At 68.3% G+C, this 16,172-nt stretch carries 12 protein-coding genes and 1 riboswitch; of the genes, 7 read left to right on the forward strand and 5 right to left on the reverse strand.

What is annotated here, in order from left to right; genetic code table 11:
* The first annotated feature begins 125 nt into the window (after nucleotides 1-125).
* Together H1R19_RS08675 and H1R19_RS08680 are read left to right on the forward strand one after the other, a co-directional pair.
* Complete coding sequence (locus H1R19_RS08675; protein ID WP_219851217.1) at nucleotides 126-1,472, forward strand: hypothetical protein; 1,347 nt, start codon at nucleotides 126-128, stop codon at nucleotides 1,470-1,472.
* A 46-nt stretch (nucleotides 1,473-1,518) separates the two neighbouring features.
* Complete coding sequence (locus tag H1R19_RS08680; protein ID WP_188331560.1) at nucleotides 1,519-1,959, forward strand: hypothetical protein; 441 nt, start codon at nucleotides 1,519-1,521, stop codon at nucleotides 1,957-1,959.
* 7 nt (nucleotides 1,960-1,966) lie between these two features.
* Here H1R19_RS08680 and glpK read toward each other — a convergent pair whose 3' ends face one another.
* The gene (gene glpK / locus H1R19_RS08685) at nucleotides 1,967-3,454 is read right to left on the reverse strand and encodes a glycerol kinase GlpK (RefSeq protein WP_188331639.1); all 1,488 of its coding nucleotides are present in this window, start codon (nucleotides 3,452-3,454) and stop codon (nucleotides 1,967-1,969) included.
* Nucleotides 3,455-3,529: 75 nt separating this feature from the next.
* Here glpK and glpD point away from each other — a divergent pair, with 75 nt between their 5' ends.
* Together glpD and H1R19_RS08695 are read left to right on the forward strand one after the other, a co-directional pair.
* Complete coding sequence (gene glpD / locus H1R19_RS08690; protein WP_219851218.1) at nucleotides 3,530-5,272, forward strand: glycerol-3-phosphate dehydrogenase; 1,743 nt, start codon at nucleotides 3,530-3,532, stop codon at nucleotides 5,270-5,272.
* Between the two features lie 120 nt (nucleotides 5,273-5,392).
* On the forward strand, nucleotides 5,393-5,815 hold the full coding sequence (locus tag H1R19_RS08695) for a pyridoxamine 5'-phosphate oxidase family protein (protein ID WP_188331638.1): 423 nt from the start codon (nucleotides 5,393-5,395) through the stop codon (nucleotides 5,813-5,815).
* A gap of 144 nt (nucleotides 5,816-5,959) precedes the next feature.
* Here the strand turns inward: H1R19_RS08695 and H1R19_RS08700 are convergent, their stop codons facing one another.
* From H1R19_RS08700 to H1R19_RS08715, 4 genes are all read right to left on the reverse strand, one after another.
* Nucleotides 5,960-7,282: an LLM class flavin-dependent oxidoreductase gene (locus H1R19_RS08700; RefSeq protein WP_188331558.1), complete on the reverse strand. Its 1,323-nt coding sequence runs from the start codon at nucleotides 7,280-7,282 to the stop codon at nucleotides 5,960-5,962.
* Nucleotides 7,283-7,476: 194 nt separating this feature from the next.
* On the reverse strand, nucleotides 7,477-8,388 hold the full coding sequence (locus tag H1R19_RS08705) for a MetQ/NlpA family ABC transporter substrate-binding protein (protein ID WP_188331557.1): 912 nt from the start codon (nucleotides 8,386-8,388) through the stop codon (nucleotides 7,477-7,479).
* 337 nt (nucleotides 8,389-8,725) lie between these two features.
* Nucleotides 8,726-9,517, reverse strand: coding sequence for an Fpg/Nei family DNA glycosylase (locus H1R19_RS08710; protein WP_188331556.1), 792 nt, complete (start codon nucleotides 9,515-9,517; stop codon nucleotides 8,726-8,728).
* Nucleotides 9,510-14,162: an ATP-dependent helicase gene (locus H1R19_RS08715; protein ID WP_219851219.1), complete on the reverse strand. Its 4,653-nt coding sequence runs from the start codon at nucleotides 14,160-14,162 to the stop codon at nucleotides 9,510-9,512. Before H1R19_RS08715 ends, H1R19_RS08710 begins: the two co-directional genes overlap by 8 nt.
* Nucleotides 14,163-14,182: 20 nt before the next feature.
* Nucleotides 14,183-14,351, forward strand: a riboswitch (cobalamin riboswitch).
* Nucleotides 14,352-14,387: 36 nt separating this feature from the next.
* On the opposite strand from H1R19_RS08715, the gene H1R19_RS08720 reads away from it, so the two are divergent.
* Genes H1R19_RS08720 through H1R19_RS08730 form a run of 3 tightly spaced genes read left to right on the forward strand, consistent with a single transcriptional unit; the run spans nucleotide 14,388 to nucleotide 16,121 of the window.
* A complete protein-coding gene (locus H1R19_RS08720; RefSeq protein WP_188331554.1) occupies nucleotides 14,388-14,621 on the forward strand; it encodes a CbtB domain-containing protein in 234 nt (77 codons plus the stop codon).
* A 44-nt stretch (nucleotides 14,622-14,665) separates the two neighbouring features.
* Entirely contained in the window at nucleotides 14,666-15,499 is an 834-nt protein-coding gene (locus H1R19_RS08725) for a CbtA family protein (RefSeq protein ID WP_219851220.1), read from the forward strand.
* 19 nt (nucleotides 15,500-15,518) lie between these two features.
* Complete coding sequence (locus H1R19_RS08730; protein ID WP_219851221.1) at nucleotides 15,519-16,121, forward strand: histidine phosphatase family protein; 603 nt, start codon at nucleotides 15,519-15,521, stop codon at nucleotides 16,119-16,121.
* The last annotated feature ends 51 nt before the right edge of the window (nucleotides 16,122-16,172 follow it).

The following is a 16,172-nucleotide window of genomic DNA, read 5'->3' on the forward strand; positions in this document are numbered from 1 at the left end:
GCCGGCTGGTCACGGTAGGGTCGGTACCCATCTGCCCTGCGCCCGGCCCCTGCGACCAGGCTCGAACCCTGCGAGAAGGCCCGGACCCCGCGACAAGGCCCGGACCCCGCGACAAGGAATGCGCCGTGACATCGCCCGAACAGTCGTACAACGCCGACCCCTCCGCGCGCGACCGGTCGATCTCCGGCGGTGCTACCGACTGGGCGACGATGAGCATCGACGAGATCCTCGACAAGCTCGCGACGATGGATCCCGGCCGTGCACGCGGTGACGTCGACACCATCCTCTCCGCCATCGACGCCGTGCGGCGCGCCGCGGAACGGATGAATGCCATGTTCGGGGACCAGATGTCGGGTCTGGCCTCCGACGCCGCCCTCGACGCGGGCAAGAGGCTGTCCTCCGCCATGACGGCGACATCGGAGACGGCCACCCACATCGGCGATGCGATGAGCAGCGCGGTCGGCATCCTCGATGCGACCCGCGCCCAGGAAGCGCGGTTGCGGGAGATGCAGCGGCACCTGCGCGAGCATCCCGAGGCCTCGCCGTCGGTGCGCTTCGAGGCCGATCAGCTGATGACGGGGACCTACTCGTCGCCGATGGTCCGTGTGCAGGCCGGGCTACCGGGCGACGGCAGCGGCGCGAACGGGCTCACGCGCGCCGACGCCGTGGCGGCGGGTGGCGGCGGTCTCGGCTCGGAGACCGCGCGCGGACAGGCGGCCAACACCGTCGACGCCGGCGATTTCGGCCCCTCCGGCGCCCCCGTCGCTCCCACCCCCGCGGTTCCGGCCGGGCCCGGGCCGGGTGGCAACGGTCCGGCTCCGTCGGCGACGCCTGCCGCCGCGTCCGGCCCGTCGTCGGGTTCCTCCGGGCGAGGTGGCGCGGGCGGTCCCGACGGTCTCCCGCGAGGCGGTCAGGGTACGGCGAACGCAGCTGCTCCCGTAGTGCCGGTGGCCGGTGCGGGTCGTTCCGGCCACGGGGCGGGGGCGGGGGCGGACGGATGGGGCAGGGAAGGGTCGGGCACCGGCGGTGCCGGACCGATCGTCCCGCTCTCGGCCGCCACGCCCGCGGCGCCACCGCCGTCGGCACCGGCCGGCGCCCCGGCGAATCCGGCCGGCCAGCGTCCGGCGGCGATGCCCCCGACGGGTCCGGCCGGTGCGCCGCCGGCGGGTCGACGCCCGGCGGCGCGGGACGACGAACACAAGGCCGCTCCCTACCTGAACAACCGCGAGCACGGCGCGGAGATCGTCGGCGACATGCCGCTCGTCGGCCCGCCGGTGATCGGCGACTGGATCCGGCAGGCATTCCCCACGGCGCCAGACGCCACGCCCGAGCCCGTCGACGGACCGGGCGAGGGTGCGGGGCATTCGATGCCGGCCGGGCCGCGCGAGGACCCCGATGCACCGGCACCGGTCGACACGGCCGGGTCACCGCCGTCGCAACCGGTCACGCCGCGGCCGGCCGAGGCGACATGAGTGCCGCCGGCCGAGGCCACACCAGCGTGGTGTCGGGGATGTCGGGATGCTGAACCGCGTCGACCGGTTGCCCGGCGGTGTGGCCCGGCTCGTCGACGCCGTACCCGACGAGGACATCACCCGATGCCTCCACCTTCTCGTCGCCACCGTCATGGACGTGACGGCCGCGTCGACGCCGGAGATCCGGGACGTGACACGTCAGTGGCGTGAGCAGGGCAGCGCCGCCGCGTCGGGTACATCGCAGCTGCGGCTGAGTGCGGCCCAGCACGACTTCGACGCTTTCGCGCAGCAGCGTCGGGGCGACATCGACGGTCAACGGGACAGTTTCCGCCGCGCGCGGGCCGTCGAATGTGTTCTGGCGGCGATGTCGACGTCCACCGCAGGCCGGCCTCCCCGTGCCGCGCTGCGCGAAGCCGCCTACGAGGCGGCCGCGGCACTCGGGGGCAGCGCCGGGGTCGTGGCCGTTCTCGCCGACTTCGTGGTGTAGCCGCCGCTCAGTTCAGCCCGAAGCTGTGCTCGACGGCCCGATTCCACTCGGCGTAGAGCCGATCGCGGTCCTCGACGGCCATGCCCGGCTCCCAGCGCCTGTCCTCCGCCCAGTTCGCGCGGATGTCGTCCTCGCTCTCCCAGAAACCGACCGCCAGGCCCGCCGCATAGGCCGCGCCCAGTGCGGTCGTCTCGTTGACCACCGGACGCACCACCGGGACGTCGAGGATGTCGGCCTGGAACTGCATCAGCAATTCGTTGACCACCATGCCGCCGTCGACCTTGAGCGTCGACAACGTCACGCCGGAGTCGGCCTGCATTGCCTCGATCACCTCGCGTGTCTGAAAAGCGCTGGCCTCCAACGCTGCTCGCGCGATGTGGTTCTTGTTCACGAATCTGGTGAGACCGACGATGACACCGCGGGCGTCGGATCGCCAGCGCGGGGCGAACAGGCCCGAGAAGGCGGGCACGAAGTATGCACCGCCGTTGTCGTCGACCTCGGCGGCGAGTCTCTCGACGTCGGAGGCGTTCGGGAACAGGCCGAGGTTGTCGCGCAGCCACTGGATGAGCGAACCGGTCACCGCGATCGATCCCTCGAGTGCGTAGCGGGGCTTTTCCTCGCCGATCCGGTAGCAGACGGTGGTGAGCAGTCCGTGTTCACTGAACACCGGCTCGGTTCCGGTGTTGAGCAGCAGGAAGTTTCCGGTCCCATAGGTGTTCTTGGCCTCGCCGGGCTCCAGGCATGCCTGACCGAAGGTGGCCGCCTGCTGGTCGCCGAGGATGCCCGACAACGGCACCCCGGGTAGCGGGCCCGAACCACGCAGCGCGCCGAAATCGCCTGACGAGCTGCGGATCTCGGGGAGCATCGCCATCGGGATGCCCAGCTCGGCACAGATGTCGGGATCCCACGACAATGTCCGGAGATCCATGAGCATCGTGCGGGAGGCGTTGGTGACGTCGGTGACGTGCCGGCCACCGTCGACGCCGCCGGTCATGTTCCAGGCGATCCAGGAATCCATTGTGCCGAAGCAGAGTTCGCCGTTCTCGGCTCGCTCGCGCAGGCCGTCGACGGAATCGAGGATCCATCGTGCCTTGGGGCCGGCGAAGTACGTCGACAACGGCAGGCCGGTGCGTTCGCGGTAACGGTCGATCCCGGCGTCGCCGGCGAGTTGTTCGCACAGCTCGCCGGTCCGGGTGTCCTGCCAGACGATCGCATTGTGCACGGGCCTACCGGTTTCGCGTTCCCAGATCACCGTCGTCTCGCGCTGATTGGTGATCCCGCACGCGACGATGTCCTTGGCGGTCAGGTCGGCCGATGCCAGTGCGGCGGCACCCACCCGCCGGGTGTTGCGCCAGATCTCGGCGGCGTCGTGTTCGACCCAGCCCGCCCGCGGAAAGATCTGTTCGTGCTCGAGTTGTTCGACGCTGACCACGCGTCCCCTGTGGTCGAAGATCATCGCCCGGGTCGAGGTGGTGCCCTGGTCTATCGCCGCCACGTATTTGCCTGTCCTGCGCACGCGGCCAGTGTCGCACGCTGTGACACCGGCCGAGATCAATTAGGCTCGGCAAACATGAACACCGAGTTCAACCCGGACCGGCCGGCCGACATGGGTCCGCTCTACCGTGCCGAGGCGTGGCGACGATTCGGTGAGGAGCAGTTCGACGTCGTGGTCATCGGCGGTGGTGTGGTGGGCGTCGGCGCCGCTCTCGACGCCGCGACCCGCGGTCTGCGGGTCGCACTGGTGGAGGCTCGTGACATCGCCTCGGGGACCTCGAGCCGGTCGTCGAAGATGTTCCACGGCGGGCTGCGGTACCTCGAACAGCTCGAGTTCGGGCTCGTCCGTGAGGCACTGAAGGAGCGCGAACTGTCGCTGCGTCTGTTGGCGCCGCACCTGGTCAAGCCTCTGCCGTTCCTCTACCCCCTGACCCGACGCGTCTGGGAGCGGCCCTACGTTGGCGCCGGCATCTTCCTCTACGACCGTATGGGTGGCGCCAAGTCGGTTCCGGGACAACGCCACGTCACGCGTTCGGGCGCCCTGCGCGCGGCGCCCGCACTCAAACGCGATTCGCTCATCGGCGGAATCCGGTACTACGACACCGTCGTCGACGACGCCCGCCACAGCCTCACGGTCGCGCGCACGGCGGCCAACTACGGCGCGGTGATCCGCACCTCGACGCAGGTGATCGGTTTCCTCCGCGAATCCGACCGGGTCCTCGGAGTTCGTGTGCGCGACACCGAGACCGGCGACGTTGCCGAGATCCGCGCGCACTGCGTCATCAACGCCGCCGGGGTGTGGACCGACGAGGTACAGGCACTGTCCAAGCAGCGCGGCCACTTCAAGGTCCGTGCGTCCAAGGGTGTGCACATCGTCGTTCCCCGTGACCGGATCGTCAGCGAGACCGCGATCATCCTGCGCACCGCGAACTCGGTGTTGTTCGTGATCCCGTGGGAGACCCACTGGATCATCGGGACCACCGACACCGACTGGAATCTCGACCTCGCGCATCCGGCAGCCACCCGCGCCGACATCGACTACATCCTCGAGCGCGTCAACGAGGTCCTGGTCACCAAGCTCGGCCACGACGACATCGAAGGCGTCTACGCGGGACTGCGTCCGTTGCTGGCCGGTGAGGACGACCAGACCTCGAAGCTGTCCCGTGAGCACGCGGTGGCCACTGTCGCGCCGGGTCTCGTCTCGATCGCCGGCGGCAAGTACACCACCTACCGGGTGATGGCCGCCGACGCCGTCGACGCGTGCAACGACTTCATCCCCACCCGGGTGGCGCCGTCGATCACCGAGCGGGTGCCGCTGCTCGGCGCCGACGGATACTTTGCGCTCATCAACCAATGCGAACACCTCGGGCGCCGATTCGGCTTGCACCCGTACCGGATTCGTCGTCTGCTCAATCGCTACGGCTCACTGATCGACGATGTGCTGTACTACGCCGACGGCGACAAGTCGCTGCTGCAGCCGCTCGCCGCGGCACCGCAGTACCTGCGTGTCGAGGTGGTGTACGCGGCCGTCGATGAGGCCGCCCTCCACCTCGAGGACGTCCTCGCCCGGCGCACCCGGATCGCGATCGAATACTCGCACCGAGGTGTCGACTGCGCCGACGAGGTCGCCGACCTGCTCGCGCCGATCCTCGACTGGACCACCGAACAACGCGACTTCGAGGTGGCGACGTACATCGCGCGCGTCGAGGCCGAGGTGGCCTCCCAGCAGCAGCCCGACGACGACTCCGCCGATGAACTACGTGCTGCGGCACCCGAGGCACGGCCGCAGATATTGGAGCCGGTGCCCGTCCCCGACTGAGGCTCCGGCAGGTCGCCGGTGGATCCCTTCCGGCCGGTCGTGCGCGAGGGTGAGCCGTTGTCCCCTGGCGCGCCCACCGCCGGTGCGGCAGTATCGACGTCGGGGGAGAAGGAGCACATCATGGTCGACAATCCGGTTCAGGTGCTGACTGCCGACGAGGCATGGAACCTGCTCGGCAGTACCGAACTCGGACGGATCGGGTTGAGTGTCAACGGTCAACCCGACATCTTCCCGGTCAACTACCACGCCGGCGACGGCCGCATACTGCTGCGCACCGGCGAGGGCACCAAACTCGCCGAACTCGTCGTCAACAGCAGGGTGGTGTTCGAGTCCGACGGGCACACCGACACCGGTGGCTGGAGTGTGGTGGCGAAAGGTACGGCGCGCGTCCTCACCTCGCTCCGCGAGATCGAGGAGGCCGACCGCCTGCCGTTACGCCCGTGGATCCCCACGATGAAGTACAACTACGTGGAGATCGTGGTCGAGGAGATCAGCGCGCGGCGCTTCGAGTTCGGACCGGAACCCGAACGCTACCCGGTCTGAGGCGTAGGCCCCGCACACACCAACTACGGATGGACTGATCCGCCCCCTGATCGGCGGTTTCCGGGGGTTGTCGCGACATCGCCTCGAGACCGACCTCGTGTACCGGCGATCGTGGGTGGACCAGGCCGTCCGTGGTGGTTTGTCTCAGTATTCCCGCAGGTGCTCGCGCAGGGTGGTGCCGGTGTAGCGCTCGCGGTAGCGGCCGCGTCGCTGCAATTCGGGCACCACCCAGTCGACGAACTCCTCGTAGCAGCCCGGTGTGAACGTTGTCGCGAGCATGAACCCATCGGCGCCGCCCTCGTCGAGGTACACCTCCATCTGATCGACGATGTCGGCAGCCGTACCGACAGCGACCGGCATGCCCATGCCCTGTGCGTAGATGAGGGCAGCCTCGCGCACGGTGACGGGCGCGCCGTCTTTCGCGTAGAGGATGGACTCGAACAAACCTTGGATGCCGGGTACTTCGATGTCGGCGACGTTGTCGTCGAGCGAGTACTTCGAAAAATCGATACCGAAGTGTCCCGAGATCCACGCGAGGGCGCCCTCGAGCGGGATGCATTCCTTGATCCGTTCGAACTTGTCCTCGGCCTCGGCCCGACTCTCGCCGACCACTGTCTGCAGTCCGAAGATCCGCTTCACACTTCCGGGTGCACGCCCGAAGCGTCCGGTTGCGCGCTGCTCGAGGTCTGCGGAGTACTCCTTCATCCGATTGATGGTCGGATGGACCGCGAACACTGCCTCGGCATGTTTGGCGGCGAAGTCCCGGCCGCGGTCCGAGGAGCCTGCCTGCCACAGCACCGGGTGCCTCTGTGGTGACGGCGCGACGAAATGCCTTCCCTTGGTGCTGAAGTACTTCCCCTGGTGGTCGACCTCGTGAATCTTGGCGGGGTCACCGTAGACGCCGGAAGCCTTGTCGGCGATGATCGCGCCGTCGTCCCAGGAGTCCCAGAGTTTGTAGCAGACCTCCATGTACTCTTCGAGCCGCTCATAGCGGTCTCCTCGCTCGCGGCCGTCGACGCCGTAGGCATTCCATTCGCCGTGCGAGAACGATGACACGATGTTCCAGGCGATGCGACCCTTCGACTGATAGTCGAGTGTGGACAGACGGCGGCTCATGGAATAAGGGTGTTCGAAGGCGGTGGACAGCGTGACGCCGATTCCGAGGCGTTCGGTCACGGTCGCGATCGCCGGCGCGATGGTGGATGGCTCGTTGCAGGGAAACTGCACCGCGTACTTCACGCTGGCGTCCGACGAGTTCTCGTATGTGGCGTACGGAGCGAGCTGGTCGGCGATGAAGATCGCGTCGAAGAGTCCGCGTTCCAGGACACGAGCGATGTGCTGCCAGTAGTCGTAATGACCGAAGTCCCAATTGACCTTGTCTCGGGGATGACGCCACATCCCGGTCGCGTGGCTGTTGAATCCGTTCTGCATGAAGCCGAGCAGATGTGCCTTTTTCTTCGGTGCCATGTGGGCCCTCTCTGACGCGTCAACCTGATTCGAAATGGGTACGTGCGTGCGACTCGTGTGACGAACCGCAGAAACTCAACCGGGCAAACGACCCCCATCGCCCAACGCTGTAATCGCGCCGATCGAAAGTGTGGAATCGTATGAGCGGACAACATATTTCAGTGAGGGACCGGAAGGTGCTGGTCCGCTCGGTGTCACTGCAGTGGCAGCAGCCCGCCCTTTACACTCGGATCAGTCGCCAGAAACTCCTGGACAGCAGGATCTTTGAATGCTGCGACCAGTTTCTTGATGTTCTCCGTGTCGGCCCACTTGGTGCCGATGGTCAGCTGTCCCGCGAACTCGTCCGGCGGCGGTGGCGCGAAGATCTGGTACTTCTCCGAGACCTTCGCAGCCTGGTAGAAGTAGGTATAACCAACCGCGGCATCGAGGTCGGGCAGCGACCGCGACTGAGCAGCGAAGTCGAGCAACAAGAACTTGAGATTCTTGGGATTGTCGATGATGTCCTTCTGGGTGACGCGCCACTTCTCGGCGTCGGGATCGAGCTTGATCAGTCCCGCACGTTCCAGAAGCCATAGTCCTTGGGCCTCGTTGGCCGGGTCGGAGTACAGAGAGACCGTCGCTCCGTCAGGTAGCTGTACCGGATTGTTGTACTTTTCCGACCAGATGCCGAAGCCCCATCGGAACACTGGCGTGACAGCAATCTCCTCGAAGTCAGAGTTTGCCTCGAGAACCTGCTTGAGCCAAAGTTTGTGTTGGTAGAGCGTTCCCGCGAACTCGCCTTCGCTGACGGCTCGATTGATGGTCGTACTGTCGGAGAGCCCGCGATTCTCGACTTTGATCCCGTACTTCGGGGCGACTTTCTCGGCAATGAACTCGACCAGAGCCTGCTCGCCGGCGCACCCTTCGTCTGTTGCGATGACCAGGGTTGCGCCCGCAATCTCGTTCGGGGACTTGTCATCACCGCCAGCTGCGAACACCATGCCTGCTGCCACGGTGACCGCCCCGACGAGTACGATCGCGATCCAGATCCACCGTGGACGGCGTCTGATCTCCAGTCTGTCAGCACCATCGCCACGGACCGCGTCCTGGTTGTCGGTTGTTGTCATCAGGAACCTTTCGAAGAACGTCGAGCAGCGCGTGCTCATATGGCGCGCGGCTGCGGGGCCGCGCTCGAGATCTGTTGAAACGCAACGTGTGTTGCCGACCCGGGTGCCGAGATCGGGTGAACCTCACGCCGATGATCGGGTTAGGCGGGCTCGCCGGTTGCTCACAGCTTTCGCTCGGAGGAATCGGGATCATGTGATCGAACGAAAAGTAGCGGAGCCTGATTCGGCCTCACAACCTTGCGATCAGCGCGATCCCAAATCCTCTGGACCGCGAGTGCGACTCGGCCGCAGGCGGATTCTGGATCCGGTTCACCAGGGTGTAGTTCTGGTCGAATGATCAACTCTGGCAGCGGGGGCACCAGTAGATCACGCGGTCGCCTCCCGTGGAATGCAATTCGTCGCGCTTGACCAACGTCGCGCACCGCCTGCACAGCCGGCCCTGTCGTCCGTACACCCACATGCGGGCGTTGGGTGAGGTGTTCCCGGTGGTTGTGCGTGCCGATCGCATCCGGTTGGCCCACAGCAGGCGTCGGCTGAGGTCCACCATCGGTCCCAGATCGACGTCCCGCACCGCTCGGGTGGGCAGGACACCTCGCAGGAAGCAGATCTCGCTGCGGAACACGTTTCCGATGCCCGCGATCAGTCGCTGATCGAGCAGCGCGGTGCCGATCGTGTCGTCCGGATGCGCTGCGAGCCTGCTGATGGCCTCGTTCCGGTCGAAGTCGTCGGCGAGCAGGTCGGGTCCGAGGTAGGAGAGCGCGGCGTCGGGGTCGGCGAGTAGTTCGAGGACCCCGAGATCGAACCCGACCGCCTCGACATCACCGGTGCGCAGCACGACGCGCGCCTGGTGGGCAGGGCGCCGCCACCGCTGTCCGCGACCATGGACGTGCCAGGCGCCCTCCATCTTCAGGTGCGAGTGGATGCTCAGGGTGTCGGCCGCACCCGGCCGGCTTTCCCCGACGTCGATCAGAAGGTGCTTGCCCCGCGACCGGACCGAGATGACCTCCCGGCCCGACAGATCGGCGGTCGCCAGCGACGGGGTGCGGAACTGGGTCGATTCGAGGACGCGGCCGGCGAGTCCGGTGCGCAGCCGGGCCGCCGCGGCGTAGACGGTGTCGCCTTCAGGCATGGGCACCGAACCGTAGGCGGATGCCGCGCGGGGTGGTCGAGAATCCCGCCTCGACGAGAACCTTGCCGAAATCGGTGGCGCGGACCGGCTCGGAATCGATGTGGTCGATGGTCAGCCGCGAGATCCGGCCGGCGCGGACCAGGGCGACCAACGCGCCCGCCGCGGATTCCAGGCCCGGGATCGACTCGGTGAAGGTGAGCAGCGTCTTGCCGCCCCGCTCGACGAAACACACGAGTTCGCCGTCCACGAGTACCACCAGAGCACCGGGTTTGCGCCCGGGCCGGTGCCCGGCGTCGGCATCGCGCGATCGGGGCCACTCCAACGCGGCGCCGAACGGATTGGCCGGATCGGTAGCGGCCAGGACGGTCGCCTCGCGGGGTGGTTTGCGGTCGGGCAGTGCGTGGCGTCGTAACTCGTCGACCGTCGCGGGCGAGGCGAACTGGGCACCGCCCAGCCCGTCGACATAGTAGCCACGACGCACGTGTCCGTTGTCCTCGAAAACGGTGAGCGCCTTGTACACCCGGGCGAACCCGCCGGTCACCTCCTCGGCGGTGACGCTGCCCCGGGTGATCAGACCGTAGCGGGTCAGGAGCTGATCGCACAGCGCCTGGGTCGCGACCGTCGGCCCGGTGGAGGGGTGGTCGAGGGCGAACCAGCGGCCGCTCGCGGTCGGTGAGACCGGGGGGCTCGTCGCGTGGTCGGTCAGGTACCGCGCGGACAGGCGCCCGGCCCGCAGTCTCGGCGCGCGCCCTCGTGCGCGGTGGGCCGGGGCCGAACGCGGGGACGACGGGGTGCGTCGGGGGTGGAGGAGGGCCCGGAGGGGTGCGAAGGTGTCGTTGCTGACCTGCCCCGCCCACACCAGGTCCCACAGTGCCGTCTCGGTGTCGGCGGCCGGGGTCGTCGTGGGCGGTGATGCCTCGGAGCCGTAGATGGTGGCGGCGATCTGCGGAAAGCGCAGGGCCCCACCGGGAGTCAGCGCGGCGGTGATCGCGTCGTGGACGGTGGTGGTGTCGATCTCGTCGGGGTCGGGCAGGGTGAGCGCGGCGACGTCCGCGGGGTGCAGTGCCACCCAGCCGTCCGAGCTGCCGATCCGGCCGTGCCCCGACCAGAGGACCTCGCCGGTACTCAGCAGCTCGTCGAGCATCGCCGGCGCGTAGTCGCTGACCCGTGCGGGCAGCACCAGGGACTCCCAGGCGGAGGCGGGCAACGGATACCCGGCCAGCTGATCGATCACGGTGGCGACGCCGTCCGCGCCGCGTAACTGCGTCCCGGGCGAAGCGTGCTGCCAGTCGAGGAGGAACCGGGTGAGAACCTCCGTGCCGACCGGCGCCACCTCGGCCCGGCTCGCGGCGAGTGATCCGCGGCGGATCTGCCCGAGCACATCGGTGTGGCACCACTGGCTGGTCTGCTGAGCCTGGACGGCCCCGACCGGGGAATCGGCGGGCGGGGCCTCGGGCAGGAAATCTCCTTCGATGACACGCCGTTCCGCCGCGAGGCGGGTGAGTGTGTCGCGCACGACGCCGGTGGGGATACCGAGCGCGGCGGACGCGTCGGGCACGGTGAACGGGCCGTGGGTGCGTGCGTACCGGCCGATGAGGTCACCGACCGGATCGGGGACTGGCTCGAGGCATGCGGCCGGAATACCCAGCGGCGCAGGCACTCCCAATGCGTCACGCAATCGGGCGGTGTCGTCGATCGACGCCCACAGTGCGCGCCGGTTGTGGTTCACCGAGATGATCTGACCACTGCGATGCAGCTCGCTCAGCACCCCGTCCACCGGATCGGCACCGCAATAGCGGGCCGCCACCTCGTCGGTGTCGAGAGGGCCCAGCCAGCGCAACACGTCGACGACGTCCTCGGCGTCGCGCGCCCGACGTTCGGGGGCGAGGCGCTGCAGCCGGGCGATGACATCGGCGATGACCGCCGGGTCGAGGAGTTCGCGGAGGTCGACGCGACCGAGCAACTGTGCGAGCAGGCTCGTGTCGAGCGACAGCGCCGCCGCCCGGCGCTCGGCGAGGGGTGCGTCGTCGGCGTACATGAAGGCGCCCACATAACCGAACAGCAGCGACGCCGCGAATGGCGACGGGCTCGGGGTCTCGGTCTCCACGACGCGGATTCGGCGTGCACGGATGCGGGTGAGGAGGTCGAGCAGGGCGGGGAGGTCGTAGACGTCCTGGAGGCATTCGCGAACCGCTTCGAGGACGATCGGGAAGTCGGGGAACTTCGAGGCCACCGAGAGCAGCTGGGCGCTGCGCTGGCGCTGCTGCCACAGCGGGGCGCGGCGGCCGGGGTCGCGGCGTGGTAAAAGCAATGCGCGAGAGGCGCATTCGCGGAACCGAGACGCGAACATCGACGAGTCGGCGAGGCCGTCGGTGACGAGCTGTTCCACGTCGTCGGGATCGAGGAGGAATTTCTCGGCGCCCGGTGGGGTGTCGTCGGTGTCCGGCAGGCGGAGGATGATCCCGTCGTCGGAGGCGGTGGTGGCGCCCTCGAGGCCCAGTGTCTCCATGAGCCGCTGCGAGATCGCGCTCGCCCACGGCGCATGGACGCGGAGGCCATACGGGGAGTGCAGGATCACCCGCCAGTCGCCGAGCTCGTCGCGGAACCGCTCGACCACCAGGGTGCGGTCGGTGGGAAGGTGTCCGGTCGCCTCGCGTTGTTCGGCGATGAGCGCCGCGAGATTGGTGCGGGCGTTCTCGGTGAGCCCGAGCCGTTCGGCGTGGTCGTCGAGTTTCCCGGGGTCGGCGATCGTGCCGGTGAACGCGCCGATGGCCGCGCCGAGCTCGGCCGGACGGCCGATGGCGTCGCCGATCCAGAACGGCAGGCGGCCGGGCTGTCCGAACGCCGGCGAGACCAGGACCCGGTCGTGGGTGATGTCCTCGATCCGCCAGCTGGTGGCGCCGAGGGCGAACACGTCTCCCACGCGCGACTCGTAGACCATCTCTTCGTCGAGTTCGCCCACACGCGTGGACTTCTCGCCCACCATGAACACCCCGAACAGGCCGCGGTCGGGGATCGACCCGCCCGAGGTCACCGCGAGTCGTTGGGCACCGCGCCGGCCGGTGATGACGCCGGCGTCGCGGTCCCAGTTCACCCGCGGGCGCAGCTCGGCGAACTCATCAGAGGGGAAGCGACCGGCGATGAGGTCGAGGGTCGCGTCGAACACGCCCCGACCCAGTTCGCGGTACGGCGCGGCGCGTCGTACGACCTCGTACCAGTGGTCCACGTCGAGGTCGTCGATCGCGGCGGCGGCGATCGTCTGCTGGGCGAGGATGTCCAGGGGGTTCTGCGGAACCCTGGTCTCCTCGATGGCGCCGTCGAGCATGCGGCCGACCGTGACGGTGCAGTGCAGCAGGTCGGTGCGGTGTTTGGGGTACAGGATGCCCTGGCTGATCTCACCGACCTGGTGGCCGGCGCGCCCGATCCGCTGCAGTCCGCTCGCGACCGACGGCGGGGCCTCCACCTGGATCACCAGGTCTACCGCGCCCATGTCGATGCCGAGTTCAAGCGAGCTCGTGGCCACCACGCAGGCCAGCCTGCCCGCCTTGAGGTCGTCCTCGATCTGGGCGCGCTGCTCCTTGCTGACCGAACCGTGATGGGCGCGGGCGAGGAGGGGCTCGGCGCCCGAACTCGCCCCGCTGCCCATCACGAATGCCGGGGCGCCGCCCGCGACCGTCGGATTGGCCGTCGGCTCGGCGGGCGAGCCGGACCGTTCGGCGTGGATCTCGTTGAGGCGCGCGGTGAGCTTCTCGGCCAGGCGCCGCGAGTTGGCGAACACGATGGTGGCGCGGTTCGCCTCGATCTGGTCGACGATGGAGGCCTCCACATACGGCCACAGTGATCCGGCGGTGGGGGAGAAGGCGTCGTCGAGCGCGGCGGGGTCGGCGTCCGACGGCGGTGCCGGGATGTTGGCCATGTCCTCGACGGGGACGTCGACGCGCAGGTCGAAGGTCTTGTCCGCCTTGGGTTTCACCACCTGGCACGGGGCCGCGCCGGACAGGAAGCCCGCGACCACCTCGGGGGGCCGGACGGTTGCCGACAGGCCGATCCGCTGGGCGGGTTTGTCGAGCAGTTCGTCGAGACGTTCGAGGGTCAGCGCGAGGTGGGTGCCGCGTTTGGTGGCCGCGACGGCGTGCACCTCGTCGATGATGATCGCCTCGACGCCGGTGAGACTCTCCCGCGCCGCGGAGGTGAGCATCAGGTACAGCGACTCCGGAGTGGTGATGAGAATGTCCGGCGGTGTCTTGACCAGCGCACGGCGGTCGGCAGCGGAGGTGTCTCCGGAACGCACCCCGACGGTGATGTTCGGTTCGGGGAGGTCCAGCTCCTGCGCGGCCCGCGTGATGCCGGTCAGCGGCGCACGCAGGTTCCGTTCGACATCGACGGCCAGCGCCTTGAGCGGTGAGATGTAGACGACCTTGGTGCCGGGGGTGCGCGATCCGGTCTCGGCGGCGAGCCGGTCGAGGGCCCAGAGGAACGCCGCCAGGGTCTTGCCGGAACCGGTCGGCGCGATGACGAGGGTGTTCGCGCCATCGGCGATCGAGGTCCACGCACCCTTCTGTGCCGCCGTCGGCTTGGTGAACGCGCCGGTGAACCATCGCCGGGTGGGGGCGGTGAATCGATCGAGCACCGATGGGCGAGGCATCTCTCCACTATGTCTCACGCGTGTGACAGGGCGCGGTATACAGTCACCTCACGCCTGTACGGGGAATCCGGTGAGAATCCGGAACGGTCGCGCCACTGTGTACGCCGACTCGGGGAATGCGGTCGAGGATTCGACGATGCCCCGGAGACGACGTGAGTCAGGATGCCGTGCCGGCGACACCTGATCCACAACTCTCCGACGCGAGATCGGCGAAAGGACAATTCCATGACCGCTCCCCGTACGTCCGAAGCAGTCACACCCTCACCACGCGCGCTGGCGGTACCGAATCTGTCGGTCGCGAGCGCAGCGCTCTGGCTCAGCCTGACCGTGCTGCTCGCCGGGCTCGCCTATTACTTCCTCGGCTACGACCAGGGCGTCGTGTCCGTCTTCGGCGAGGACACGCATGTGCACGAATTCGTTCACGATGCCCGCCACTTCCTCGGCTTTCCCTGCCACTGAGCCGGTCTGAACCGACCACTCGCCGACTCAGGAGTCGACTTCACATGGAAAAGAAGTTCATCGGCGCGGGCCTGTTGGCAGGCCTGATCGCCGGAATCATCTCGTTCGTCTTCGCGCGTATCCATCTCGAACCCGTCGTGGCCGACGCCATCGACTACGAGGGGGCGCGCTCGGAAGCCGAGGAAGCCCTCGCCCACGCGGCCGGACCCGGTGGCCATTCCCACGGCGACGGAGGCGAGGTGTTCACCCGCGCCATGCAGGAGAACCTCGGTGCCGGCGTCGGCAACCTCGTCTTCGCCCTGTGCATGGGTGCGTTCTTCGCCGTCGCGTTCACCGTGTTGTGGAGCTACCTCGGCAACAGGTACCCGGCCACCGACCCCCGCGGGGTCGCGGGTGCGCTGGGGGCGATCGGTTTCGTGGCCGTGTTCGGGGTCCCCTTCTTCGCCTACCCGGCCAATCCGCCCGCGGTGGGCGACGACGACACCATCGGCGACCGGACGGGTGCGTTCCTGACGATCAGCGTCGTGTCGGTGATCGTCGCGATCGGCGCCGTGGTGCTCGCGCTGTGGCTGCGACCGCGCATCGGCGGCCTCGTGTCCGCGGTCGTTGGTGCCTGCGCCTATCTCGCGGCGGTGGCGACCACCGTCGCACTGTTGCCGTCGTTCAGCGAGGTCCCCGAACCGCTCCGCAACGACGCGGGCCAGATCGTGTTCCCCGGGTTCCCGAGTGATGTGGTGGGGGACTTCCGCGTCTACGCCATCACCAATCAGGTGATCCTGTGGACCGTCCTCACGGTGGCTTTCGCCCTGATCATCGGAGCGATGTCGCGCTCGGCGAACACCGCTTCACCGGAACGGTCCGGCGTCGACCGGGTCTGAGCCGACGACCCCCCGGCAGATGCAGATCGTCACCGCCGGCCGCACCGGGCCCAACCGATCGGTGCGGTTCGGCGGTGACCTGTCGCTGGACGACCGCGGATGTCGGGACATCCTCGCGCTCGGCAAGCTCGCCGGCACCCCGAGTGCCGGTGCCCCGAGTGCCGGTGCCCCGAGTGTCGGTGGCCCGAATGTCTGGGCCCCGTGTGTCTGCGGCCCGGAAAGCGCGACGCGCGAGAGTGCGCGGCTGCTCGCCGGGCATACCGGGTTCGCCGTCGACGACGGCCTGAGGACCCTCGACACCGGTGCGTGGGTAGGGCGGACGCCGGAGGAGATCGATCCCGGCGAGCTCGGCGTGTGGTTCGCCGATCCCGCCGCGCGACCTCACGGCGGGGAGAGTATCGAGGAGTTCGTACGTCGCGTGCACGCCTGGCGCCGATCGGCAGGGGACACGGCACTCGCGGTGGTGGCGATGCCCGTCGCGCAGGCGCTGTTGTGCGTCGATGCCCATGGGTACTTCGAGGTCGAGGTGCGTCCGGCGGCGGTGTACTCGGCGCCCCAGCGTTGCCGCCGGTCCGCAGAGGACACACAGCGGGAAGAAACAAAATCGACTCGACGTACCTAGACATCGCGAGTGACTACTGACACAGTTGGGATCGGAGAAACTGAAACGTGT

Origin of the sequence: Gordonia jinghuaiqii, from assembly GCF_014041935.1 — a bacterium.
Lineage (GTDB): Bacteria > Actinomycetota > Actinomycetes > Mycobacteriales > Mycobacteriaceae > Gordonia > Gordonia jinghuaiqii.